Below are 24,363 nucleotides of genomic sequence, written 5' to 3' on the forward strand. Positions count from 1 at the left end.
TGTTGGGTGGGGGTGAGGGGTGGCTGGAGCGGGTGGATGTGGTGCAGCCGGTGTTGTGGGGGGTGATGGTGGCGTTGGCGGGGTTGTGGGAGTCGTTGGGTGTGGTGCCTGCTGCGGTGGTGGGTCACAGTCAGGGGGAGATTGCGGCGGCGGTGGTGGCGGGTGGTTTGTCTCTGGAGGATGGTGCGCGGGTGGTGGCGTTGCGGTCTCGGGCGATCGCGCGTGGGCTTGCGGGCGGTGGGGGGATGGTGTCCCTTCAGCTGCCGGTGGCGGATGTCGAGGAGTTGATTGGGCGGTTTGGGGGTCGGGTGTCGGTGGCGGCGGTGAATGGTCCGGCGTCGACGGTGGTGTCGGGGGAGGTTGCGGCTCTGGGTGAGTTGGTGGGGTTGGGTGGGCGGTGGGTTCCGGTGGATTATGCGTCGCATTCGGCTCAGGTGGATGCGATTCGTGATCGGATTCTGGAGGATCTTTCTGGGTTGGTGCCGGGGTCGGGTCGGGTGCCGTTTTATTCGTCGGTGACGGGTGGGTTGTTTGATACGGCGGGGTTGGATGCGGAGTATTGGTTTATGAATTTGCGGGAGCGGGTGCGGTTTGTTGATGCGGTGGGTGCTGCCGAGGGGGATGGGTGTGGGGTGTTTATTGAGTGCAGTGGGCATCCGGTGTTGGTGCCGGGGTTTGAGGATGGGGTGGCTGTTGGTTCTTTGCGGCGTGGTGAGGGTGGGTTGGGGCGGTTTTTGGTGTCGGTGTCGGAGGCGTGGGTGCATGGGGTTGCGGTGGAGTGGGCGCGGGTGTTTGAGGGTGCGCGGCGGGTGGATGTGCCGACGTATCCGTTCCAGCGCCGCCGTTACTGGCTCGACGCGCCGCCGCCCGGCCGCCGCGGGACGGCCACGGACGACTGGCTGTACCGCGTCGCCTGGCGGCCGGTGCGCGAGCCCGCGCACCCCCCCGCCCTCGCGGGCACGTGGCTGCTGTTCACCCCCTCCGGCGCCGTCGAGAACGACGCCATGTCCGCGGTCGCCGACGGTCTGAAGGGCGCGGGCGCCGACGTCGTGGTTGCCGCGGCCGGCGAGGCCGGGCCGCCCGGCTCGCAGGTCGCCGGGGTGGTGTCGCTGCTGGCCCTGGCCGACGCGGGCGACCCGCTGCCCGCCACCGCCGCGATGCCCGGCGCGCTGGCGCGTGCGGGCATCGCCGCCCCGCTGTGGGTGCTGACCCGCCAGGCCGTCACAACGGGCACGGCCGACGCCCCGCCCGACCCGCGGCAGGCGCGGCTGTGGGGCCTCGGCCGCGTCGCGGCCCTTGAGCACCCCGAGCGCTGGGGCGGGCTCGTCGACCTGCCCGGCCAGGCCGATCAGGCCGCCGTCGCGCGGCTCGCCGCGGTGCTCGCCGGCGCCGCCGGTCAGGAGGATCAACTCGCCGTACGCCCCGCAGGGTTGGCTGCCCGCCGACTGACCAGGGCGCCCGCCGCCGCGGCGGCCGGCACGTGGCGCCCCGGCGAGGGAACGGTGCTGGTCACGGGCGGCACCGGCGCGCTCGGCGCCCACGTGGCCCGCTGGCTGGCGCGCCATGGCGCCGCCCACCTGCTGCTGCTCAGCCGCCGCGGGGACGGCGCGCCCGGCGCGGCCGACCTGGCCGAGGAGTTGCGCGGCCTGGGCGCCGCGGTGACGGTGGCCGCGTGCGACGCGGGCGACCGCGACGCGCTCGCCCGCACCCTGGCGGACGTGCCGGAAGACCGGCCGCTGACGGCCGTGTTCCACACCGCGGGCGTGCTGGACGACGGGGCGCTGGACGACCTGACACCGGAGCGGTTCGCCGCCGTGGCGCGGCCCAAGTCGGACGCGGCCCTGCACCTGCACGAGCTGACCGCGGGCCTGGACCTGTCGGCGTTCGTGCTGTTCTCCTCGTTCGCCGGAGCCGTCGGCAATGTCGGCCAGGCCAACTACGCGGCGGCGAACGCGTTCCTCGACGCGCTCGCGGAGCGCCGCCGTGCCGAGGGCCTGCCCGCCACGTCGCTGGCGTGGGGCGCGTGGGCCGAGGCCGGGCTCGCGACCGGCGAGGTCGGCGAACGGCTCAGGCAGCGCGGCGTCGCGCCCATGGACCCGCAGCGCGCGGTCGCCGCGATGCACACCGCCCTGGACGAGGACGAGACGGCCGTCGGCGTGGCCGCGATCGAGTGGGGCACGTTCGCGCAGGCGCTGCGGGCCGTGCGGCCCGCCCCGCTGCTCGACGAACTGCCCGAGGCGGCGCCCGCGGCCGACGACGGCGCGCCCGGCCAGGGACTGGCGGAGCGCCTCGCCGGGCATGACGCCGAGGAGCGGCAGGAGATCGTGTCCGGGCTCGTGCGCGGCCACGTCGCCGCGGTGCTGCGCCACGCCGCGCCCGACAGCGTCGACGGGGGGCGGGCGTTCCGCGACCTCGGGTTCGACTCGCTGACGGCCGTTGACCTGCGCAACCGGCTCGGCGCGGCCACCGGGCTGCGGCTGCCCACGACGCTCGCGTTCGACCACCCGACGATCGACGACCTCACCGCCCACCTGCTGGCCGAGCTGGCCCCGGCGGATACCGGCCCGGCCGAAGGCGCGGCGGAGCTGCGCCGCCTCCTGGACCGCATCCCGTTCACCCGCCTCAAGGAGTCGGGGCTGTACGAGGCGCTGCGGAACCTGGCCGAGGAGCCAGCCCCGGAACGGGCGGCGGAGCCCGCGGGTACGGCGCAGGAACGCGAGCTGGAGGACGAGGAGATCGACGGCATGAGCGTCGCCGACCTCGTGCAGCTGGTCCTCAGCGACGACGGGGACGGCACGGACGGCCCGAACCACACGAACGGCTCGAACCATACGAACGGCTCGAACCACACGAACGGCACGGACGACACCGACGACACCGACGACACCGACGACACCGCATACGGAAAGACGGGGGATCAGCAATGACCGGCACCGAGGCGAACGTCGTTGCCGCGCTCCGGGCCTCGGTGAAGGAAACCGAGAAGCTGCGCCGGCAGAACCGGGAGCTGGCGGAGGCCGCCAGGGAGCCCATCGCGATCGTCGCGATGAGCTGCCGCTTCCCCGGCGGCGTCGAGTCGCCCGAGGACCTGTGGCGGCTGCTGGAGTCGGGTGAGGACGCGCTGTCGCCGTTTCCCGACGACCGCGGCTGGGACCTCGCCGCGCCGGCGGACGGGGAACCGGCGGACGGCGAGCCGTCCGGGGGCGCCGCGCGCAGCGGCGGATTCCTGCGCGACGCCGGCGCGTTCGACCCCGGCTTCTTCGGCATCAGCCCGCGTGAGGCGCTGGCGATGGACCCGCAGCAGCGGCTGCTGCTGGAGACGTCGTGGGAGGCGTTCGAACGGGCCGGCATCATGCCCGACGCGCTGCGCGGCAGCAGCACCGGTGTTTTCATGGGCACGAACGGCCAGGACTACGCCGCGCTGTTTCCCGGGGCCGCGGGCGGTGCCGAGGGCTTCCTCATCACGGGCACCGCGGCGAGTGTCGTCTCCGGCAGGCTGGCCTACACCTACGGCCTCCAGGGGCCGGCGGTGACGGTTGACACGGCCTGTTCGGCCTCGCTGGTGACGCTGCACCTGGCCGTCCAGGCGCTGCGCGGCGGCGAGTGCAGCATGGCGCTCGCGGGCGGCGCCACCGTGATGGCCACGCCGACGGCGTTCGTCGAGTTCAGCCGCCAGCGCGGTCTCGCGGCCGACGGGCGGTGCAAGGCGTTCGCGGAGGCCGCCGACGGCACCGGCTGGGGCGAGGGCGTCGGCGTGCTGCTGCTTGAGCGGCTGTCCGACGCGCGGCGCAACGGGCACCCGGTGCTCGCGGTCGTCCGCGGCAGCGCGGTGAACCAGGACGGGGCCAGCAACGGCCTGACGGCGCCCAGCGGCCCGGCGCAGCAGCGCGTCATCCGCGCCGCGCTGGACAGCGCCGGTCTCGCACCCGCGGACGTCGACGCGGTGGAGGCGCACGGCACCGGTACCACGCTGGGCGACCCGATCGAGGCCCAGGCGCTCCTCGCCACCTACGGCCGGGACCGCGACGCCGAACGGCCGCTGTGGATCGGCTCCGTCAAGTCGAACATCGGGCACACCCAGGCCGCCGCGGGCGTGGCCGGCGTCATCAAGATGGTGCAGGCGCTGCGCAACGGGGTGCTGCCCAGGACGCTGCACGTCGACCGGCCCACCCCGGCCGTCGACTGGTCCTCCGGCGCCGTGCGGGTGCTCACCGAGCCCGTCCCGTGGACCGGCCCCGGCGGCCCCGGCGGCCGTCCGCGCCGCGCGGGCGTGTCGTCGTTCGGCGTCAGCGGCACCAATGCGCACGTGCTGCTGGAGCAGGCCCAGGACGCCGAGCCCGAGCCAGAGCCCGAGCTGGAGCCCGAGTCCGAGTTCGGCACCGTCGTCGAACAGGACGGTCCGGCAAGGCCCTTGGTGTTCCCGCTGTCCGCCCGCTCCGCGGCGGCGCTGCGCGGCCAGGCCGAACGTCTCGGCGCGCACCTGCGGGAGCGGCCCGGGGCGCGGCTCGCCGATATCGCCCACTCGCTGGCCGGCACCAGGACGCCGATGGAGCATCGCGCCGCGCTGGTGGCGGACGGCCGGGACGGCCTCCTGGCGGCCTGCGCCGCGCTGGCCGCGGGCGACCCGGCGCCCGGCGCGTGGACCGGCCGGGCCCGCCGCGGCAGGCTCGCGTTCCTCTACACCGGTCAGGGCAGCCAGCGGCCCGGCATGGGCGCGGCGCTCGCCGGGGCGTTCCCCGCCTACGCCGAGGCGCTCGACGAGGTCGCCGCGCACATCGACCCGCTGCTGGGCCGGTCGCTGCGCGACCTGCTTGCCGCGGAGCCCGGCACGCCGCAGGCCGAGGCGCTGCACGGCACCGACCTGGCCCAGCCGGCGCTGTTCGCGCTGGAAATCGCGCTGTCCCGGCTGCTCGCCACCTGGGGCATACGGCCCGACGCCGTTCTCGGGCACTCCGTCGGCGAGCTGGCCGCGGCGCACGTCGCCGGGCTGCTGACGCTGCCCGACGCCTGCGCCCTCGTCGTCGCCCGCGGCCGCCTGATGGCGGCGGCGCCCGGCGGCGGCGCGATGGCCGCGATCGAGGCGAGCGAGCCCGAGATCGAGCCGTTCCTCAGCGGGAACGCGGACCTGGTGTCGCTCGCCGCCGTCAACGGGCCCTCGGCCGTGGTGATCTCGGGCGACGCCGACGAGGTCGCCAGGATCGCGGCGGCCTGGCGGGACAAGGGCCGCAGAACGAAGGACCTCAAGGTCAGCCACGCGTTCCACTCCCCGCATCTGGCCGGGGTCCTGGACGACTTCCGCGCCGTCGCGGACGGCGTCACCTACCACCGGCCCACCGTTCCGGTGGTGTCCAACGTGACCGGCGCGCTCGCCGACTTCGCGGAGATCGGCACCCCCGACTACTGGGTGCGGCACATGCGTGGCACCGTCCGCTTCGCCGACGGGGTCGCCGCCCTGCTCGGCCACGGCGTGAGCGCCTGCCTCGAAGTGGGGCCCGACGGGGTGCTGACCGGCATGGGGCAGGGCTGCGTGCCCGCGGACGCGGACACGCGGTTCCTGCCGACGCTGCGGGCGGACGGCGACCCCGTCACCGACGTCACCACGGCCGTGGCACGGCTGCACACCGTGGGGCGGCAGCCCGACTGGGAGGCGTTCCACGCCGGGCTCGCGCCGCGCCGCGTCGACCTGCCGACGTACGCGTTCGCCCGCGAGCGCTACTGGCTGGACGCCGGGCCCGTCGCGGCGGGTTCCACGACCACAGCCGCGACCGCGCCCGCCCCGGTGGCCCCGGTGGCCTCGGCGGCGCAGGCGGGCGACGAGGCGCCGGGCGACCCCTGGGGCGGCCTCGTGCCCGAGGAACGGCAGGCGGCGGCCCTCGACCTGATACGCCGCCACGTCGCCGCCGTTCTCGGCCACGCCGACGCCGGCGCCGTCGAACCCGACGTCGCCTTCAGCGACATGGGCTTCACCTCGCTGACCGCCGTCGAACTGCGCAACAGCCTCGTCGCCGCCACCGGCGTCGACCTGCCCGCCAGCCTCGTCTTCGACCACCCGACGGCGCGCGCCGCCGCCGCGCACCTCGCGGCCGAGGCCGCGGGCACCTCCGGCGCCGCGCGGGCCGCACGGCTGCGGGCCGTCGCGGCGTCCCGCAGTACCGCGGACGAGCCGATCGCCATCGTCGGCATGGGCTGCCGCTACCCGGGCGGCGTGCGTTCCCCCGAGGACCTGTGGCAGCTGCTCGCCGCGGGCGGCGACGGCATCACCCCGTTCCCCGACGACCGCGGCTGGGACCTCGACGGCATCTACCACCCCGACCCGGACCACCCCGGCACGACGAACGGCAGGGAAGGCGGCTTCATCGACGGCGCCGACCTGTTCGACGCCGCGTTCTTCGGCATCAACCCGCGCGAGGCGCTGGCCATGGACCCGCAGCAGCGTCAGCTGCTCGAAGTCGCCTGGGAGGCGCTGGAACGGGCCGGTATCGACCCGTCGGCGCTGCGCGGCAGCGACGCGGGCGTGTTCGTCGGGGCCGCCACCCAGGACTACGGCTCCGACACGGCGGAACTGCCGGACGGCGTCGAGAACTACCTGATGACGGGCAACACCGGCAGCGTCATCTCCGGCCGCCTGTCCTACACCTTCGGCCTCGAAGGGCCGTCGCTGACCGTCGACACCGCCTGCTCCTCCTCGCTGACCGCGCTGCACCTGGCCGCCCGCGCGCTGCGCGAGGGCGAGTGCTCGCTGGCCCTGGCCGGCGGCGTCATGGTGATGCCCTCGCCGACGCCGTTCGTCGCGCTCGCCAAGCAGCGCGGCCTCGCCGAGGACGGCCGCTGCAAGCCGTTCGACGCGGCCGCGGACGGCACCGGCTTCTCCGAGGGCGTCGGCATGCTCGTCGTCGAACGGCTCGGCGACGCCCGCCGCAACGGCCACCAGGTGCTCGCCGTCGTCCGCGGCTCCGCCGTCAACTCCGACGGCGCGAGCAACGGCCTGACCGCGCCCAACGGGCCCTCCCAGGAACGCGTCATCGCCGCCGCGCTCGCCGACGCCGGACTCGCCCCGGCGGACGTCGACGCGGTGGAGGCCCACGGCACGGGCACCCGCCTCGGCGACCCGATCGAGGCCCAGGCCGTCATCGCCACCTACGGCCAGGACCGCGACGCCGAACGGCCGCTGTGGCTGGGCTCCATCAAGTCCAACATCGGGCACAGCCAGGCCGCCGCCGGCGTGGCGGGCATCATCAAGATGGTCGAGGCGATGCGGCACGGCACCCTGCCGGCGACCCTGCACCTCAAGGAGCCCACGCCGCACGTCGACTGGTCCCGCGGCGCCGTCGCCCTCCTCGCCGAGGCCACCCCGTGGCCCGGCGGCCCCGGCGGCCGTCCGCGCCGCGCGGGCGTGTCGTCGTTCGGCGTCAGCGGCACCAACGCGCACGTGCTGCTTGAGGAGCCCGCCCCCGAGGACCGGCCGGCCGGCCCCGGGACCGAAAGCGGCGGAGAGGGCGAGGAAGCGGCCGGGCCAGGGCCGTTCGTGGCGCTGCCCGTCTCGGCCAGGACCGGGACCGCGCTGCGCGCCCGGGCCGCCGGGCTCGCCCGGCACCTGACGCGGGAGCGCACCGGCCGGCCCGTCGACGTGGCGCACTCGCTGGCCACCGGGCGCGCCGCGCTGACCCGGCGCGCCGCCGTCCTCGGGCGCGACCGGGCCGGGCTGGCCGAGGCGCTGACCGCCCTCGCCGAGGACCGCCCGCACCCGTCCGTCGTCACCGGCCAGGCCGCGGCGGACGCGGCCAGGCCCGTGTTCGTCTTCCCCGGGCAGGGCTCGCAGTGGACCAACATGGCCATGGAACTCCTCGACGGCGCACCGGCCTTCGCCGACCGCCTCGCCGAGTGCCAGCAGGCGCTCGACCCGTACATCGACTGGTCGCTGACCGCCGCGATCCGTGGCGAGCCGGACGCGCCGTCGATGGAGCGCCTGGACGTGGTGCAGCCCGCGCTGTTCGCCGTCATGGTGTCCCTCGACGCGCTGTGGCGCGCCCACGGGGTGCGCCCGGCCGCCGTACTCGGCCACAGCCAGGGCGAGATCGCCGCCGCCTGCTCCGCGGGCGCGCTCACCCTCCAGGAGGCGGCCCGGCTGGCCGCGCTGCGCAGCCGCGCCTACCAGCGGCTGGCCGGCACCGGCGCCATGGGCTCCGTCCTGATGCCGCACGAGCAGGTCGAGTCGCATCTGGAACGGTGGGCCGGGCGGGTCTCGGTCGCCGCCGTCAACAGCCCGGGGAGCACGGTCGTCTCCGGCGACCCGGCGGCCGTCGAGGGGCTGCTGGCCGAACTGGGCGACGCGGGCGTCAAGGTGCGGCGCATCGCCGCCGCCACCGCCGCCGGGCACTCGCCGCACATCGAGGCCCTGCGCTTCGAGATCGACACCGCGTTCGACGGCATCGAGCCGCGGCCGTCCGACGTCGCGTTCTGCTCCTCCGTCACCGGCGACCTCACCGGCACCGAAGCACTCGACGCCGCCTACTGGTTCGCGAACCTGCGGCGCACCGTGCGGTTCGACCGCGCCGCCAGGACGCTGATGGCGGCGGGCCACCGCGCGTTCATCGAGCTGAGCCCGCACCCGGTGCTCACCCTCAGCCTCCAGGAGACCGCGGCGTCCCTCGGCCGCGACATCGTCGCGCTCGGCTCGCTGCGGCGCGACGAGGGCGGCACCGAACGCTTCCTCACCTCACTCGCCGAGGCCCACGTGCACGGCGTCGGCGTCGACCTCGCGGCCGCCGCGCCGGGCGGCAGGCGCGTCGCTCTGCCCACCCAGCCCTGGGAGGGCAGCCGCTACTGGCTGGCCCCCGGGCGCGGCGCGGGCGACCTCGCCGCCGCGGGCGCCGAGGGCGAGCCGCACCCGCTGCTCGGCGCGCACGTCGCGCTGCCCGACGGCGGCCTCGTCCTCACCGGGCGGCTCGCCGTGACCGACGTGCCGTGGCTCGCCGACCACGCCGTCGCCGGAACGGTGCTGGTGCCGGGCGCGGGCCTGCTCGAACTGGCGCTGCGCGCCGGCGCCGCCACCGGCGCGGCGCGCGTCGCGGAACTGACCCTGCACACCCCGCTGGTGCTGCCGGAACGCGGCGGCGTGCAGCTGCGGCTCGTCGTCGACCCGCCGGGCCCCGGCGGGCGGCGCGCCCTGGGCATCCACACCCGGCAGGCCGACGACGAGCCGTGGCTGCGGCACGCCGACGGCCTGCTGGCCCCGGCGACCGGCGACGCCCCGGCGGACGGGGTGTTCGCGGCGTGGCCGCCCGAGGGCGCCGAGGCCGTCGGCCTGGACGGCGCCTACGAGCGGCTCGCGGAGGCGGGCTACGACTACGGCCCCGCATTCCAGGGCCTTGCCGCCGTGTGGCGCCGCGGCGAGGACACGTTCGCCGAAGTGCGGCTCGCCGAACGCGAACGCGCCGAGGCCGAACGCTACGGCCTGCACCCCGCGGCGCTCGACGCCGCGCTGCACGCCGCGGCGGCCGGCCGCGCCGACACCGCGGTGCGGCTGCCGTTCTCCTGGGCGGGCGTCGACCTGCACGCCACGGGCGCCGCGACCCTGCGGGTGCACCTGACGGCCAGCGGCGGCGACGCGATGGCGGTGCGCATCGCCGACGGCGCCGGGCGGCCGGTGCTGACCGCGGACGCCCTGGTGACCAGGCCCGTCGACGTCGACGCCGTGAAGCGGGCGGGGGAACGGACCGACGCCGCCCGCACCTGGCTGTACGAGACGGCCTGGACGCCCCTGGCCGCCACGGCGCCGCCCGCGCCCGCCCCCGGCCGGTGGGCCGCGCTGGGCGGCATCGCCGCCGCGGAAGGGCTCCAGGCCGTCGGCGTGCCCGTCGACGCCTACCACGACCTGGCCGAGCTGGCCGCGGCCGTTGCCGCGGGCACCCCCGCGCCCGAACTGGTCCTCGCCCTCGCCGACGGCCCGGCACCAGCAGGCCCCGGCGAGACGAGCGAGGACCTGGCGCGGCGCACGCACGAGGCGGCACGCCGGACACTGGCGCTGGTCCGCGACTGGCTGACCGCGCCCGGACTTGCCGCCGCGCGGCTCACGCTGCTCACGCGCGGCGCCGACGCCGACCCGGCCGCGGGCGCGCTGTGGGGCCTGGTGCGGTCCGCGCAGTCGGAGAACCCGGGCCGGCTGACGCTGCTCGACGCGGCGGGCACGGACGAGGAGGTGCCGTGGCGGGACGTCGCCGCGGCCCTGGCGGTCGCCGACGAGGAGCAGCTGTCGATCCGTTCCGGCGCCGTCCACGTGCCGCGGCTCGCCCCCGCGCCCGGCGCCGCCGACGCGTCGCCGGAGGCGCTGCCGGGCACCGCGCTGATCACCGGCGGCACCGGCACCCTCGGCCGGCTCGTCGCCAGGCACCTGGTGACCCGGCACGGCACCACGCACCTGCTGCTGGCCAGCCGCAGCGGCGAACGGGCCGACGGCGCGGCCGAGTTCGCCGCCGAAATGGAGAAGCTCGGCGCGGCGGTCACCACGGTCGCCTGCGACGTCGCCGACCGCGACGCGCTCGCCCGGCTCCTCGCGGACGTTCCGGCGGAGCACCCGCTGACCACCGTCGTGCACGCCGCCGGCGCCCTCGACGACGGTCTCGCGGTGTCGCTGACGGACGAGCAACTGGCGCGCGTGCTGCGGCCGAAGGCCGACGCCGCCGCCCACCTCGACGAGCTGACCGCGGGCCTGGACCTGAAGGCGTTCGTCCTGTTCTCCTCCGCCTCCGGCACCTTCGGCGGCCTCGGCCAGGCCAACTACGCCGCGGCGAACGCCTTCCTCGACGCACTGGCCGCGCGCCGCCGCGCCGCCGGCCGGGCCGCCGTGTCCCTGGCCTGGGGCACCTGGGCACCCGCGAGCACCATGACGGCGCTCACCGAGACGGACCTGCGCCGCATGGCCAGGGGCGGCATCGTGCCGCTCACCGCGGAACAGGGCCTGGCGCTGCTCGACACCGCCCTCGCCATGCAGGACCGGCCCGCGCTGGTCCCGGTGCGTCTCGACCTCGACGCGCTCGGCGCCCAGGCGGAGGCGGCGGGCGTGCCCGTTCCCGGCCTCTTCCGCGGCCTGGTGCGGCCCGCCGTGCGGCGGGCCGCGCAGCACGCGGCCGACCCGGGCGCCGGGCAGCGGCTCGCCGCCCTGCCGGACGGCGAACGGCTCGCCGCACTGCTGGAGGTGGTGCGCGAGCAGACCGCGACCGTCCTGGGCCACGGCGCGGCCGACGCAGTCGACGCCGAGGCGGGCTTCGGTGAACTCGGCTTCGACTCGCTGACGGCCGTCGAACTGCGCAACCGGCTCGGCACCGCCACCGGCCTGACGCTGCCGCCCACCCTCGTGTTCGACCACCCCACCCCGGCCGACCTGGCGCGGCGGCTGCACACCGAGCTGGGCGAGGCCGCCGCCGCCCCGGCGGCGACGCCGGGCGCGGCGAACGGCGGGCCGGCGGGGGGCGGCAGCCTGCTGCCGCTGTTCGCGGACGCCGTGGAACGCGGCGAGATCAGGGAGTTCGTGGGCGCCATGAACGCGCTGTCCCGCTTCCGCCCGGCCTTCGACGACGCGCCGGGCGACGCCGCGGGCGTGCGGCTCGCGGGCGGCGACGAAGGACCGCTGCTGCTGTGCCTGCCGCCGGTCATCGGCGTCTCGGGACCGCACCAGTACGCGCGGTTCGCCGCCGCGCTCCGCGGCAGGCGCACGGTGGTCGCCCTGCCGCACCCCGGGTTCCGCACCGGCGAGCCGGTCGCCGCCACCGCCCGCGCCCTGGCGCGCGCCCACGCGGCGACGGCGCTGCGGATCGCCGCGGGGACACCGTTCGTGGTGGTCGGGTACTCCTCCGGCGGCTTCGTCGCACACGCCGTCGCCGAGGAACTCCAGGCCGCGGGCACCGCCCCGGCCGGCGTCGTCCTGCTGGACAGCTACCCGCCGGACGAGACGCAGCTGCTGGAACGGCTCATCCCGGCGGTCGTCCGCGGCATCCAGGACCGCAAGGACCGCATGCTGGGCGGCGAGGACGACGCGTGGCTCACGGCCATGGGGCGCTACATGGGCTTCGACTGGACGCCCTCGCCGGTCGCCGCGCCGACGCTGCTGGTCCGCTCCGGCGAACCGCTCCCCGGGCTGCCGGAGAACGAGCCGTGGCAGGCCACGTGGAAGCACCCGCACGACGCGGTGGACGTGCCGGGCGACCACTTCACGATGATGGAGGAGCACGCCGCCGCGGCGGCGGCGGCGGTGGAGGAGTGGCTGGCGCGCTGACGGGGCGGCCCGCGCGGGCCAGCGGCAGCACCACCTCGTCGACCAGCCGGTGCCCCTCCTCGCGCGGCACGGACTCGCCCATCATCAGCCAGCGGAACATCACGAGGGCGGGCGCGATCTGCCACAGCATCTCGACGTCGGCGTCCGGGGCGATCTCGCCGCGCTCCCTGGCGCGCGCGAACGCCCCCGCGGCCACCTGCCTGCGCGTGTCGAGGAAGCCCTCCCGCAGCGCAGTCGCCAGCTCCTCGTTCCGCCGCTTCTCGTCGATGAGCCCGGCCATCACGTCGGCCAGCCGCTCCATCTCGTTCAGCAGGTCGTCCATGCCCGCCAGCAGGTCGCCGCGGAGGCTGCCGGTGTCGTACTCGGCCGGCAGGTGGCTGACCGCGTGCACGAACGCGGCGACGACCAGCGCCGACTTGGACGGCCACCGCCGGTACACGGTGGCCTTGCTCGCGTGGACACGTGACACGACCTCGTCGATGGTCAGCCGCTCGTAGCCGGTCTCTTTGAGGACATCGAGCGTGGTGGTCAGCAGTTCATCCATGCGGGCCTGGCCACCCCGCAGCGGTGCGACGGACATGTGATCAGCTTACGTCGCGACCGACCGTACGGTACGAGGCGGTACCGTACACGCGCGGTGCGGCCGGTCGCATCTTCAAGCGGTCAGGGGGCGCCTGGCGCGATTCCATCGTGCACTCGATCATCCGCGACGAGTGGACGGCCGCGCTGCGGGCGTGAGCCCGACGACCTCTGCCCCAGCCGCCCGCCGGGCCCGGGGGAGGGATGGCGGGCGGGCGGCGGGGCCCCGCGGCCCGCCGTCAGGCCACTTCCACGTAGTCGATTTCGGCCCAGCGGCTGAGGTGCTGGAGGCGGATGGTGTTGTGGCCCGCGGTCAGTTCGACCGGGACGGAGACCTCCGTCCAGTTCTCCCAGCCGTGGTTCTGGTAGGCGACGGTGCCGACGCGGGTGCCGTTCACCGACAGGGCGTGCTCGGCGTTGCCGTAGCCGGCCGCGTAGCCGATGTGCAGGGTGTGGGCGCCGGCCCCGGCCGCGAACACCCGCACGTCGACCCAGCTGTCGGCGTGGTCGATGCCGGCGGCCACCGCGCCCTGGGAGGCCGAGGAAGTCTGCCGTACCGCGGCGCGGTTGAGCGTGCCGCGCTCCGCCTCGTGCCGTACCCGGCTGCCGCGCACCACCGGGTAGTCGCCGTCCCAGCCCAGCTCGGCCACGTACATGCCGCGTCCGCCGGCCGCGCGGGCGCCGTGGAAGAAGATCCGCCCGTCGCCGATGTCGGCGCCGCCCGGTCCGCTGACCGTTCCGTCGAGGCTCGCGGTCGTCATCAGCGGCCGGTAGGCGCGCGTGTACGGGCCGGTCAGGCTGGGGGAAACCGCGTAGCTGGTCTGGTAGTTGGGCGTGGAGTACACCCCGGCCGAGTAGAAGAGCACGTACTGCGAGGCCCGTTTCACCAGCACCGGGGCCTCGATCACCCCGTCCTCGGACGGCAGGTTGTTGCGCAGCAGCTCGGTGCGCGCGCCGAGGAGGGTCACGCCGTCCTCGGCCACGCGCTGGAGCCACAGGATCGCGGGCCTGCCCACGGCGTTGCCGTCGTTCTTGTAGAGCAGGTAGCGGGTGCCGTCGGTGTCGACGAAGCTCGACGGGTCGATGTCGCCGCCCTCGTCCGGGTCGCAGACCAGCGGCTGGGCCGAGGTGGGCACGAACGGCCCGGCGGGCGCGTCGGCGAGCGCGGCGCCCAGGCACATGCGGCCGGACGCGGCGTCGGGTCCGGTGAAGTACATCAGGTACCGGCCGTCGGCGCGCCGGGAGACGTCCGGGGCCCAGAAGCCGCCGCTGCCGGTCCAGGCCGGGGGCTCGGGCATGGCGTTGCCCTGGATGGTCCACGGCCCGTCCGGGCCGTCCGCGGTGGCGTACGGCACGCGGCCGTGCCGCGAACTGGTGGAGTACGCCCAGTGGGTGCCGTTCTCGGTGAACACGTCCGGGTCGGGGAAGTCGTCGTCGATCACCAGTCCCGGGGCGACCGAGCTGGGGGCGGGGGCGGCGGCCTCCTGGGCGTTCGCGGCGGCGGGGGAGAGCGGCAGCAGCGCGGCGAAGACCGCCACCGCGCCGAGCAGCGCGCCCGTCGTGATGCGCATGACGTGGCCCTTTCTACACGGGAGTCGGGGACGTGCGGGACGTGCGTCGGCTCCTGCGGGGCGGGGGCCGCGCCGTGCGGCCCCCGCCCCGCGCGGCGCTACCTGCCCGCCTGGAGCGCTGCCCAGGTCTGCGGGCCGACGAGGCTGTCGGCGGACAGCCCGCGGCTCGACTGGTAGTCGCGGACGGCCTCGCCGGTGAGCGGGCCGAAGATGCCGTCGACGGAGACGGTGCGGCCGAGCGCGGCGGTCAGCGCCCGCTGGAGCCGTGACACGGCCTCGCCCGTGCTGCCCTCGCCGAGCGAGGCGGTGGGTCCTGCGGACAGCAGCGCCGTCCAGGTGCTCCTGCCGACGACGCCGTCGGCGGGCAGGCCGATCGCCGTCTGGAAGGAGCGGACCGCGGCCGCCGTGGTGGGACCGAAGTCGCCGTCGGTCTCCCCGGCGTCGTGCCCGTTGGTGGTCAGCAGGTGCTGGAGGGCCGCCACCTGGGGACCGCTGTCCCCTTCGGCGAGCGAGCTGTAGGCGGGGAAGTCCAGCTCGGGGGCGCCGGGTTCACCCGGGTCGCCGCCGACCAGCTCCATGTAGTAGTCCCAGTCCCAGTGCGGCCCCGGGTCGGTGTGGTCGTTGCCCGGGACCTCCACGTGGCCGAGGATGTGCTCCCGGTCCTTGGGGATGCCGTGCCGGTCGGCGAGGTGGCTCGTCAGAGCCGCGGAGGAACGGTACATCGCGTCGGTGAACCACGCCGGTTCGTCGACCCAGCCCTCGTGCTCGATGCCGATGCTGTAGGGGTTGCCCGACCGCGCGTGCCAGGCGGTGTCCGCGTCGCGGACCGTCTGCGTGACCTCGCCGTCCGAGGAGCGGATCACGTAGTGGGCGCTGACCTGCGAGTCCGGGTTCTGGAACCAGCTGATCGCCCCGGCGTAGGAGCCCTGGGTGACGTGGATGACGACGGCGCTGATCGACTGGGTGCGGCCGGAGGCGTAGTTCGCCTCGTGTGCCGGGACCCAGCGCGCGGCCGGGTAGTCCTCGCTGAGTGCGACCGGTCCCGCGGTGGCGTACCGGCCGCGTTCCGGCGCGACCGCGCGGGGCGTGACCTCGACCGTCTCACCGCCGCCGACGGGCGCCCTGACACCGTCTCGCAGCAGCTCGTAGACGGTGTCCGCGTAGAGGCGGGCGGTGGAGTCCTCGGTGGCGCCGCCGTACCGCGCGACCACCGGGTACCAGGCGTCGAGGTCGGCGCGGTCGTGGGGGGACAGGCCGAGCGTGTCGGCGTACTCCCGGAGCACGGCGGCCCCGCCGCGGATGTTCGCGGCGGTGTCCTGCCGCAGCTCCGCGACCGGCAGGCCGGTCTCCGCCGCGGCGGTTTCCAGGGTGCGGTGGGTGGGGTTGCTCACCAGGTGCATCACGCCGTAGCCGCGGGCCTGGCTCGGCAGGCCGTCGTGGCCGTCGAGGCGGGATTCGCCGTAGCCGACCGCGACCAGCAGGTCCCGGGGAACGTCGTACTGTGCGGCTGCCTCGCCGAACGCGGCGGTCACCGGTGCGGCGTCGGCGGCGGCGTCGGTGGCGGCCGCGGGCTGGGCGGGGGCGAGCAGCGCCGCGAGGGCCGCTCCCGCGAGGGCGGTGACACCGATCCGACGGGGTGGGGCAGATCGTCTGGACACGCTTCTCCGTTCGCAGATACCGTGCGCACGCCCCGTGGGGTCGGGCGTGCGCCGGCTCCCACCCTCGGGCAACGCCATGACCATGTCAATCGGCCGGGGGGATACCCATCCGGACCACACGGGTACGGCGCGGCGGCCCGTACCGGGGCCGCCGCGCCGTACCCGGGCCGAACGCGCCCCGCCCGCGCGTGGCGTGCCGTCAGTCCCCGGCCGCGTTGATCTCCTGCGGGAGCCTGAAGCACAGCGAGCCGAAGAGGAAGCCGGCGCCGATGGCCCCCATGACGACGATGTCGTCCCGCTTCGCCCTGCCCTCCATGGCCAGGCGCCAAAGCGACGTCAGGGGCGACACCGAGGCCGTGTTGCTCAGCGTGTCGGCGGTGACGGGCACCCGTTCGGTGTCCGCCCCGACGATGCGCGCCAGTTCGCGCACGAGCCGGGCGTTGGCCTGGTGCAGCGCGAAGCCGCTCACGTCGTCCACCGTGACGCCGGCGGAGGAGAGCGTCTCGGTGATGGACTTCGGCAGCCGGGTCAGCGCCTCCCTCAGCACCACCCGCCCGTCCATCTGGAGGTAGGGGTTGACGGGTGTCGGAGTGCTGGAGCCGGCCGTCTCCTGGTGCACGCGCCAGGGCGCCGCCATCCGGACCGCGTCCGAGTACACGTTCCCGAGGTCGTAGGAGAGGAGGCCGTCCGGCCCCTCCGACTTCCGCAGCACCGTTGCCGCGGCGGCGTCGCCGAAGAAGATCCGCGTCACCCGGTCCGTGGGGTCGGTGCCGCCGGAGCCGCGCTCGGCGCAGACGATCAGGGCCCGTTCGAGGCCGGGCTCCTGGAGCAGGGCGGAGGCCGTGTATATCCCGTACACCGACGAGGCGCACGCGTGCTGCGTGATGTCGACGATACGCGGGCTCTCGATTCCGAGGCGCTCCGCGATGCTCACGCCCATGGACGGCATGACCCAGTCCGGGGTGGTGCACGCGACGAGCAGGACGTCGATGTCCCGCGCGCCCGCGCCCGCGGCGTCCAGGGCCTTTTCCGCGGCGCGGACGGCCAGGTCGAGCAGGCTGTCCTCCGGTTCGAGAAAACGCCGTTCACGTATGCCGGTCTTCTCCTCGATCCACTCCGGTGTCGTGTCCAGCGTTTCGCACAGCTCGGCGTTGGTGACGACCCTTTCTGGCAGGACGAGACTGACACTTTCGGGGCTCACCGGGCTGAGTTGCCACCTGGGCATGACGGCCTCCTCTTCGGCAGTGGACAAGTCGGTGGTGCCGCACTCACTTTTCCTCGAACGCCATGCGCACGCGGTCCTTGAGATAAGGGCTCGGGGTGGGGCGCGCGTCCAGTTTCACGCCGAACCACTTTTCGTACGCCGTGAGTATCTCCGCGTCGTCGGCAAGTACCTCGGTACGCGATTCCTTGCCGGTGGTGATCGTGAGCTTGTCGTCCTTGAGGATCACCCAGCCGTTTTCGAGCGGCAGGGAGCAGAACATGTTCTGGAGCAGCATGGAATCCGGGCTCGTCCGGTACCACCAGACCACCTGCTCGAAATCGGCCATCGACAGCGGGCCCTCGTAGAACTGGTACTGCGGCTTTCCGTTGCACAGCACGTCGGTGGCCTTGTCGCTCACCCTGCGCGTCGAGAAGCGGCCGTGCGGGTCGGGCTGCGGCTCGGCCGCGTCGAGCAGCACGGGGAACCGGCTGCCCTTTCCGAACCCCACGTCCACGATCCACATCGCCCCGTCGATGACGACGGTCATCATGAAATGGTTGTAGGGGGCGTTGAGTTCGCCGCCGATCCACACCCGTGCGTGATGGGCGGTCACGTCGTAGCCGAGGGACTGGAGCAGATAGAGAAAGGCCGTGTTGATCTCGCCGCAGCCGCCGCCGCGGCGCTGGTGCACGATCTTGTCGACGACCCGTTCGTCCTTGTAGTAGATCTCCTTGCCGAGGTGGTAGTCGATGCTTTCGAAGGGCACCGACATCACGTGCCGTTCGTGCAGATGCCGCAGCGCGTCCAGGTCGGGCCGCTTCGGCGGCTCGGCCCCGATGCGCTCCAGGTAGGCGGCGATGGTCGCGTCGTCCAGGATGAGAACCTCGTCGGAAGTCATCTGTTCTCAGTCCTCCTCGAATGAGAACCGGAGCGTGTTGGTCATGTGCGGGCTCGGCGTGGGCCGTTCGTCGAGCTTGATCCCGAACCACTTGTCGTACGCCGCGAGCACCGCCGCGTCGTCCGGCAGCTTCTCGGTCCGCTTCTCCCGCCCCGTGGTGAGCGTGAGCATGTCGTCGCGCAGGCTGACCCAGCCGCCGGGCAGGGGCAGGGAGCAGAAGAGGTTCGTCAGGAACGGCGAGCGCGGGTTGGTGCGGTACCACCACAGCGTCTGCCGGAAGTCGACCAGCTCCACCGGGTCGTCGTAGAAGCAGTACTGCGGCTTCCCGTTGCGGAAGATGTCGATCGCGCCGTCGTCCATCGGCCGCAGGGTGAACTCGCCCTGCGGATCGGCCTGCCTACGTCCCGCTTCGAGCAGGAGCGGATGCCTGCTGCCCTTGCCGAAACCGATGTCCACCAGCCACCGCTCGCCGTCGATGGCCACCGTGGCCAGCAGGTGGTGGTACGGGGGAGTGGACCGGTCCCCGATCCGCAGCCGGCCCTGGTGCAGCGTGATGTCGAAGCCGAGCGCTTCGAGCAGCAGGAAGAACGCCGTGTTGATCTCGTAGCAGCCGCCGCCGCGGCGCTGGTGCACGACCTTGTCGATGGCCCGTTCGTCCATGTGGATCTCGGCGCCGAGGTGGTAGTCGATGCTGTCGAAGGGCACCGACATCACGTGCCGCTCATGCAGGTGGCGCAGGGCGTCCGCATCCGGCTTCCCCGGCGGTTCGGCGGAAATGCGTTCCAGGTACTGGGCCACTGTCTTGTCATCGAGCATGGCGACTCACCTCTCTTGTCCGTTGAATCGCGGGAAGAGGACCCGGGCGTTGGCGTGGTCGATCCCGCGCAGGTCCTCGGTGCTGAAACCGCCGTGTTCCATGACGAAGCGCCCGGTGCCGACCGTGTACGACTCGGGCATCAGGGGGAAATCGGACCCGACCAGGATCTGGCTCGCGGGGGCGAAGGAGCGCAGGGCCGCGAGGGCGTGCGGGTCGCCGGTCATCGCCACGTCGAAGTACAGCCCTTGCAGCGAGCCGATCGGGTCCGCCGGCAGGCGGTCGGCGAGCGGCGGGCTGATCAGCCCGCCCGCGGCGAGCCGCCCCGCGTAGTACGCGACGCCGCCCCCGCCGTGCGGCAGGATCACCGGCAGCCCGGGGAACCGCTCAAGCGTCCGGTTGTACAGCAGCTGGGCCGCCACCCGCACGCTCTCGAACGGGAACTCGTAGAGCGAGGCCGGCAGACCGAACATCGGCTGGTCGGTGGCGGGCGGCACCGTCGGGTGCACGAACAGCGGCGAACGCCTGCGGGCCGCCTCCGCGAACAGCGGGTCCATGGCCGGGTCCCCGACGTACAGGCCCCCGTAGTTGGAGATCAGGCCCGCGCCGTCGAGCCCCAGCGTGTCCACGGCGTACACGAACTCCCGCACCACGGCGTCCATGTGCGGGAACGGCAGCGTGGCGAACGCCCCGAAACGGCCCGGGTTCGCCGCGGCCAGGCCCGCCAGGTACTCGTTCACCCGGCGCGCGAACGCCGCCGCCGGTTTCGGCGCCATCGGCGGAACGCCCGGCCAGATGCTCACCACGGCCGCCCGGATACCGTGCCGGTCCATCATGGTGAGACTGCTGTCCACACTCCACGACGGCTTGTCGACACCAGGAAGTATCGTCGGGATTCCGATGTCCTCCAGCGCGTCGCGGTAGAAATCCGGGAGGATGTGGTGGTGCACGTCGATGGCGTCCATCCACGGCCTGCCGGTGAACTCCTGGTCCGCAGCCAGCATTGATTCAGCCTCGATCCGAATCGTCGAAAAGTCTCCTGGTGTCGGTGGGCACCGGCGGCCGTGCCCGGCATCCCGTGCCCGGCGTCCGGTGCCCGTGGCGCGGGCTACGCGCGATTCGTGCCGGACGGATTGCTGATCACGCACCGCCAGACGCCGTCGGCGCCGCGCCGCACGATGTCCGTCGCCGTGCCCTCGATCCGCACGTGCTTTCCGTCCGGACCCTCGCCCTCGTGGACGTAGTCGATGATCAGGAGCGCGATGTCGCCCACGGCGTACGCGTGCCGGACCGAAAGGGAAATCGGCAGCCGGTGCGCGAGGGTTTCCTCGCCGGCCGCCCACAGTTCCTTGCCCGCCTGGTAATTCCCGGGCGAGATCACGCGCATGGCCTCCGGCTCGAAAATCTCCTTCATGGCCTGGAGATTTCCCGAGTTGAAGGCGTCCACGAACGCCGTGGCCATTTCCGCGGGCTCGACCGGCAGGCTGATCTTCTCATCAGTGGGATTCGACATGCCAACAGCACAAGGCACCCGCAAGAGCCTCATCAACCGGATGCGGACCAGTTTGTCAGGTCGTCGGCCCGGCCGCGATGAGCAGCTTTTCCCGCACCTGACGAACTATGTGCCGAATGGCTGGGCCGCCGACCGGCGCACCGATGATGATGCTGGTCACGAAGCCCAGTCGTGACGATTCCCCAGCGACGTTCACCTGCGAGGAGTGCCCCGTGACCAAGGTTGCCATCATCTTCCATTCCCGGAGCGGAAACACCTACCAGCTCGCCGCCGCCGCGGCGGATGCCGCCGCGAAGGCGGGTGCCGAGACCCGGCTGCTGAAGGTCGGCGAACTCCCCGACCCGATGGTGCTGGACAAGGAGGCGTACTCCGAACTGGAAACCGACACCGCCGACCTCAAGGTGGCGACACTTGAGGACCTCGTATGGGCCGACGCCATCATGATCGGCACGCCCGTGCACTTCGGTCTCCCCGCGCCGCAGATCATCAACTTCATCGATCACTCGGGTCCTGTCGCCATTCCGGGAAAGCTCGTGAACAAGGCGGTCACCGTATTCGCCTCCGGGTCCGCCCCGCACTCGGGGGCGCAGACCACGATCCTGGCCGTGCACAACTCGCTGTGCCACTGGGGCTCGCTCATCGTCCCCAACGGGTCGAGCGTCGAGATCCTCGGCTCCGAGAACAACGGGTCCCCGTACGGCACGTGCAGCATCTCGCGGCATGAGGCGAACAACGTGCACGAGGACAACCTGAGGGCCATCGAGTACCAGGCGCTGCGCCTGGTCGAGGTGGCCAGGGCCTACCAGATCGGGCTCCAGCAGACCGAGTCCGCCATCAAGTACGTCACCCTGGACGACCTCACCAGGAAGTTCCCCCGGCTGTCCATGAACTGACGACGGCGGCCACCGAACGGCCCCCGCGCCCCCGGGCGCCGGGGGCCGAGCCGCAGATGTCGCGACGGGTGCCCCGCCCCGGGGGCCGTGCCGCCTCGCAGCGCGCACGGCCGCCCGGGGTTCTGCCTGCCCCGCCCGGTACCGCGCCGCGCCCGCCGCGGCATGGCACCGCGCGGTGGGGTAGCCGTTACGTCAGACGCCGTGCCCCCACGGACAGCCGATGCTGTCGAACCCCCACAGGAGGAACACGTGAAACTGGTGATCTTCGGCGCCAGCGGCCCGACGGGCCGGCTCGCCACCGAACAGGCCCTCGCCGAGGGGCATTCCGTCACCGCCGTCACCCGGCGCCCGGACGCCTTCCCGGCGGGCGCACACCGACCCGAGGTCGTCGGCGCGGACGTCATGGACGCGGCCGCCGTGGACCGGGCGGTCGCCGGGCACGACGCCGTCATCTCCACGCTGGGCGTCCCCTATACGAAGGAGAACGTGACGGTCTACTCCCAGGGCGCGGCGCACATCGCGCGGGCGATGGCCGACCACGGCGTCCGGCGCCTGGTCTGCGTCAGCTCGATCGGCGTCACCCCCGAACACGCGCCGGGCGAGACGCTGATGTTCCGCAAGGTGATCGCGCCCATCCTGCTGAAGCTGGGGCGCACCATCTACGCGGACATGGGCCGCATGGAGGAACTGCTGCGCGGCACCGACCTGGAGTGGACCGTCCTGCGTCCCGCCGGGCTCTTCGACGGCGACGAGGTCACCGACTACGTCGTCGGGGAGCCGCGCATCCCCGGGCGCTTCACCTCGCGCCGCGACCTCGCGGACGCGCTGCTGCGCGCGGCCGTCGACGGGCGCCACGTCCGTTCCGCCGTGGAGGTCGTCACCACCCGGGGCGTGCCGAGCTACTTCGGCGTCTTCGTCAAGGAGGCCCTGCACATCGGGAACAAGCGGTGACACCCGCGGCGTCCTGCGGCCCGTGAGGGCCGCAGGACGCCGCCGCTACCGGGCGCGCAGCAGCGCGAGCCCCATCGACATCCCGCCGCCGAACGCGGCCAGCAGGATCAGATCGTCACGCGCCACGGCGCCCGAACGGTTGAGCCGGTCCCAGGTGACCGGCACCGAGGCGGCGCCGGTGTTCCCGTAATCGGTGACCGTGGTCGCCGTTTTCTCCAGGGGAATACCGAGCTGCGCGGCCATGTCCGCCAGCATTCTGCCGTTCCCCTGGTGCGGCACGAAGTGCGCTATCTCCTCGGGCCGCACGCCCTGGTCGGCGAGGAACGCCCGAATTCCTGGCACGACTTCGGCCTCGACGAAATCCCGAACGCCGCGGCCGTTCATGGTGAAGTAGTGCAGTCCCTCCCTGGCCGTTTCCTCCGTGGGGGGAATCCGGCTGCCGCCGGCGGGCACTCCCACGAGGTCCCGCGCGCCCGAGAAACTGGCCAGCCGCGTCGCGACGAGCTGCTGCCGGCCGCCGCGGCCCAGGACGACGGCCCCGGCGCCGTCGCCGAACAGCACGGTCGTGCGCCGGTCGTCGGGGGAGAGGATGCGTGAGTAGACATCGGCGCCGATGACGAGGGCGTGGTCGGTGTCCGCGTCCGCGAGCATACGATCGGCGACCGTCAGCGCGAACGCGAAACCGCTGCACACGGAGTTGATGTCGAAGGCCGTGGTGCCGTCCGGGGCGCCGAGTTCGTCCGCGACGACACAGGCCGTCGGCGGCTGGGGGGAGTCAGGGGTCGAGGTGGCCACGAGGACGAGCCCGAGCTGCGAGGCACGGACGCCCGCCTGGTCCATGGCCGCTCGTGCGGCGGCCAGGGCCAGGTCGGACGTCGCCTCCTCGGATTTGGCCCAACGGCGTTCGCGAATGGCGGTTTTCCGGTGGATCGCCTCCTCGGTCGTCCCCACCAATTCGCCCACGTCCTTGTTGGTGATGACGCGGCTCGGCACGTAGGAACCCGTTCCGAGCACGCCTGCAACCCGGTGCGCAGCACCGTATGTGATCATTTATTGCTCCGTTATCGTCCAGTCAGTGGCGGAGCACCGCACCCATGAAAAAGCACTTGGGAAACAGGACAGTGCACGTGCACGGAGACGGTCCAGATAATGCGTACAGGTCTGTCAGGTGAGCGGCGGCGGTATGACCGGCCGCCCGGCCGCGAAGGTGGCTATGATGCGGAGCGGACCCACGCCTCAAGCCCGTCCAGGACGTACGTGAGGCCGAGGCGGAAGTTTTCGTCCCACTCGTCGTCCAGCACGTAAGCGTGGTCGAGCAGCGTCGGATACCGGTGGCTGTGGCGGCGCAACTGCTCGTGCGCCGCGTGGCGTTCCGCGTCCGTCCAGCGCAGGTTCGACTGGCTCACGGTGGAGCCCTGGACGTGGCTGTACAACAGCCAGCACGCCGCCTGGACGTGCCGGCCCGTGAGCCCGGCCCGGACCAGCGTCGCCTGGAGGTACTCCATCCACATCAGGAAGTTGGGCCCTATCACCGGCCGCTGCCGCAACGGCAGCGCCGCCGACCAGGGGTGCTTCAGAAGCGTGGCCCGGCATCCGGCGAGCAGCGCGACCACGTCGTCCCGCCAGCTCCCGGCGTGCTCCCCACGCACCGCGGCCTCGGTGAAGATGGCGTCCACCGCGAGGTCGATGACATCGTCCTTGGTGTCGATGTGCCAGTAGAGGGTGGTCGCGCCCACCTGGAGGCGCTCCGCGAGGTGGCGCATCGTCAGCCGCTCGATACCCTCCTCGTCCAGCAGGGCGACGGCCGCCTCGGTGATGCGCTCCCTGGTCAGGGGCGGCCCGTTCCGCGTGGCGGGCGGCGGTCGCAGCCATACGCTCCGACCACCGCATGTGGGCGCCGCGTCGTCCTCCTGTGGCTTACCCGTGATGATCTCCACCGCCCTTCCCCGGTCATCGTATCCCCGGTGGTAAAAGGGGGTAGTACATTGATCGGGGGGTGGATCAATGTACC

Annotated in this window: 14 protein-coding genes and 2 pseudogenes; 6 read left to right on the plus strand and 10 right to left on the minus strand. The window is 73.6% G+C overall.

Going from position 1 to position 24,363, the window contains the following annotated elements; all coding sequences use genetic code 11:
* The 3 genes and pseudogenes from RM779_RS31820 to RM779_RS33920 form a co-directional block, all read left to right on the plus strand.
* On the plus strand, nucleotides 1-2,927 hold a 2,927-nt coding region (locus RM779_RS31820), incomplete at its 5' end, for a type I polyketide synthase (RefSeq protein WP_449657317.1).
* 41 nt (nucleotides 2,928-2,968) lie between these two features.
* A pseudogene (locus tag RM779_RS31825) lies at nucleotides 2,969-11,440 on the plus strand (type I polyketide synthase); the annotation flags it as partial.
* A 249-nt stretch (nucleotides 11,441-11,689) separates the two neighbouring features.
* A pseudogene (locus RM779_RS33920) lies at nucleotides 11,690-12,271 on the plus strand (alpha/beta fold hydrolase); the annotation flags it as partial.
* On the opposite strand, the gene RM779_RS31830 reads toward RM779_RS33920, so the two are convergent.
* The 8 genes from RM779_RS31830 to RM779_RS31865 form a co-directional block, all read right to left on the minus strand.
* On the minus strand, nucleotides 12,207-12,851 hold the full coding sequence (locus RM779_RS31830) for a TetR/AcrR family transcriptional regulator (RefSeq protein WP_311621270.1): 645 nt from the start codon (nucleotides 12,849-12,851) through the stop codon (nucleotides 12,207-12,209). The pseudogene RM779_RS33920 and the gene RM779_RS31830 overlap by 65 nt on opposite strands.
* Nucleotides 12,852-13,089: 238 nt before the next feature.
* Nucleotides 13,090-14,421, minus strand: coding sequence for a family 43 glycosylhydrolase (locus RM779_RS31835; RefSeq protein ID WP_311621271.1), 1,332 nt, complete (start codon nucleotides 14,419-14,421; stop codon nucleotides 13,090-13,092).
* Nucleotides 14,422-14,519: 98 nt separating this feature from the next.
* Nucleotides 14,520-16,079, minus strand: a complete 1,560-nt coding sequence (locus RM779_RS31840) for an N-acetylmuramoyl-L-alanine amidase (protein ID WP_311621272.1) — start codon at nucleotides 16,077-16,079, stop codon at nucleotides 14,520-14,522.
* 199 nt (nucleotides 16,080-16,278) lie between these two features.
* Nucleotides 16,279-17,304, minus strand: coding sequence for a 3-oxoacyl-ACP synthase III family protein (locus tag RM779_RS31845; protein ID WP_311621273.1), 1,026 nt, complete (start codon nucleotides 17,302-17,304; stop codon nucleotides 16,279-16,281).
* A gap of 43 nt (nucleotides 17,305-17,347) precedes the next feature.
* Nucleotides 17,348-18,181, minus strand: a complete 834-nt coding sequence (locus RM779_RS31850; RefSeq protein ID WP_311621274.1) for an arylamine N-acetyltransferase family protein — start codon at nucleotides 18,179-18,181, stop codon at nucleotides 17,348-17,350.
* 6 nt (nucleotides 18,182-18,187) lie between these two features.
* Nucleotides 18,188-18,997, minus strand: coding sequence for an arylamine N-acetyltransferase family protein (locus tag RM779_RS31855; protein ID WP_311621275.1), 810 nt, complete (start codon nucleotides 18,995-18,997; stop codon nucleotides 18,188-18,190).
* Between the two features lie 6 nt (nucleotides 18,998-19,003).
* A complete protein-coding gene (locus RM779_RS31860; RefSeq protein ID WP_311621276.1) occupies nucleotides 19,004-19,999 on the minus strand; it encodes an amidohydrolase family protein in 996 nt (331 codons plus the stop codon).
* Between the two features lie 104 nt (nucleotides 20,000-20,103).
* On the minus strand, nucleotides 20,104-20,508 hold the full coding sequence (locus RM779_RS31865; protein WP_311621277.1) for a YybH family protein: 405 nt from the start codon (nucleotides 20,506-20,508) through the stop codon (nucleotides 20,104-20,106).
* Between RM779_RS31865 and RM779_RS31870 the strand changes: the two genes are divergently transcribed.
* The 3 genes from RM779_RS31870 to RM779_RS31880 all read left to right on the plus strand — a co-directional run bounded on the left by RM779_RS31870 (nucleotide 20,495) and on the right by RM779_RS31880 (nucleotide 22,352).
* Nucleotides 20,495-20,683: a hypothetical protein gene (locus RM779_RS31870; RefSeq protein ID WP_311621278.1), complete on the plus strand. Its 189-nt coding sequence runs from the start codon at nucleotides 20,495-20,497 to the stop codon at nucleotides 20,681-20,683. The two genes, RM779_RS31865 and RM779_RS31870, sit on opposite strands and share 14 nt — an antisense overlap.
* Before the next feature lie 37 nt (nucleotides 20,684-20,720).
* A complete protein-coding gene (locus RM779_RS31875; protein ID WP_311621279.1) occupies nucleotides 20,721-21,401 on the plus strand; it encodes a flavodoxin family protein in 681 nt (226 codons plus the stop codon).
* Between the two features lie 249 nt (nucleotides 21,402-21,650).
* Nucleotides 21,651-22,352 carry an NAD(P)-dependent oxidoreductase gene (locus RM779_RS31880; protein ID WP_311621280.1) on the plus strand — a complete coding sequence of 234 codons (702 nt, stop codon included), beginning with the start codon at nucleotides 21,651-21,653 and terminating at the stop codon, nucleotides 22,350-22,352.
* A 45-nt stretch (nucleotides 22,353-22,397) separates the two neighbouring features.
* Here RM779_RS31880 and RM779_RS31885 read toward each other — a convergent pair whose 3' ends face one another.
* The gene (locus RM779_RS31885; RefSeq protein WP_311621281.1) at nucleotides 22,398-23,402 is read right to left on the minus strand and encodes a 3-oxoacyl-ACP synthase III family protein; all 1,005 of its coding nucleotides are present in this window, start codon (nucleotides 23,400-23,402) and stop codon (nucleotides 22,398-22,400) included.
* A 161-nt stretch (nucleotides 23,403-23,563) separates the two neighbouring features.
* Nucleotides 23,564-24,289, minus strand: coding sequence for a TetR/AcrR family transcriptional regulator (locus tag RM779_RS31890; protein ID WP_311621282.1), 726 nt, complete (start codon nucleotides 24,287-24,289; stop codon nucleotides 23,564-23,566).
* Nucleotides 24,290-24,363 lie beyond the last annotated feature (74 nt).

The sequence above is a fragment of the Streptomyces johnsoniae genome (assembly GCF_031845565.1).
Taxonomy (GTDB): domain Bacteria; phylum Actinomycetota; class Actinomycetes; order Streptomycetales; family Streptomycetaceae; genus Streptomyces; species Streptomyces johnsoniae.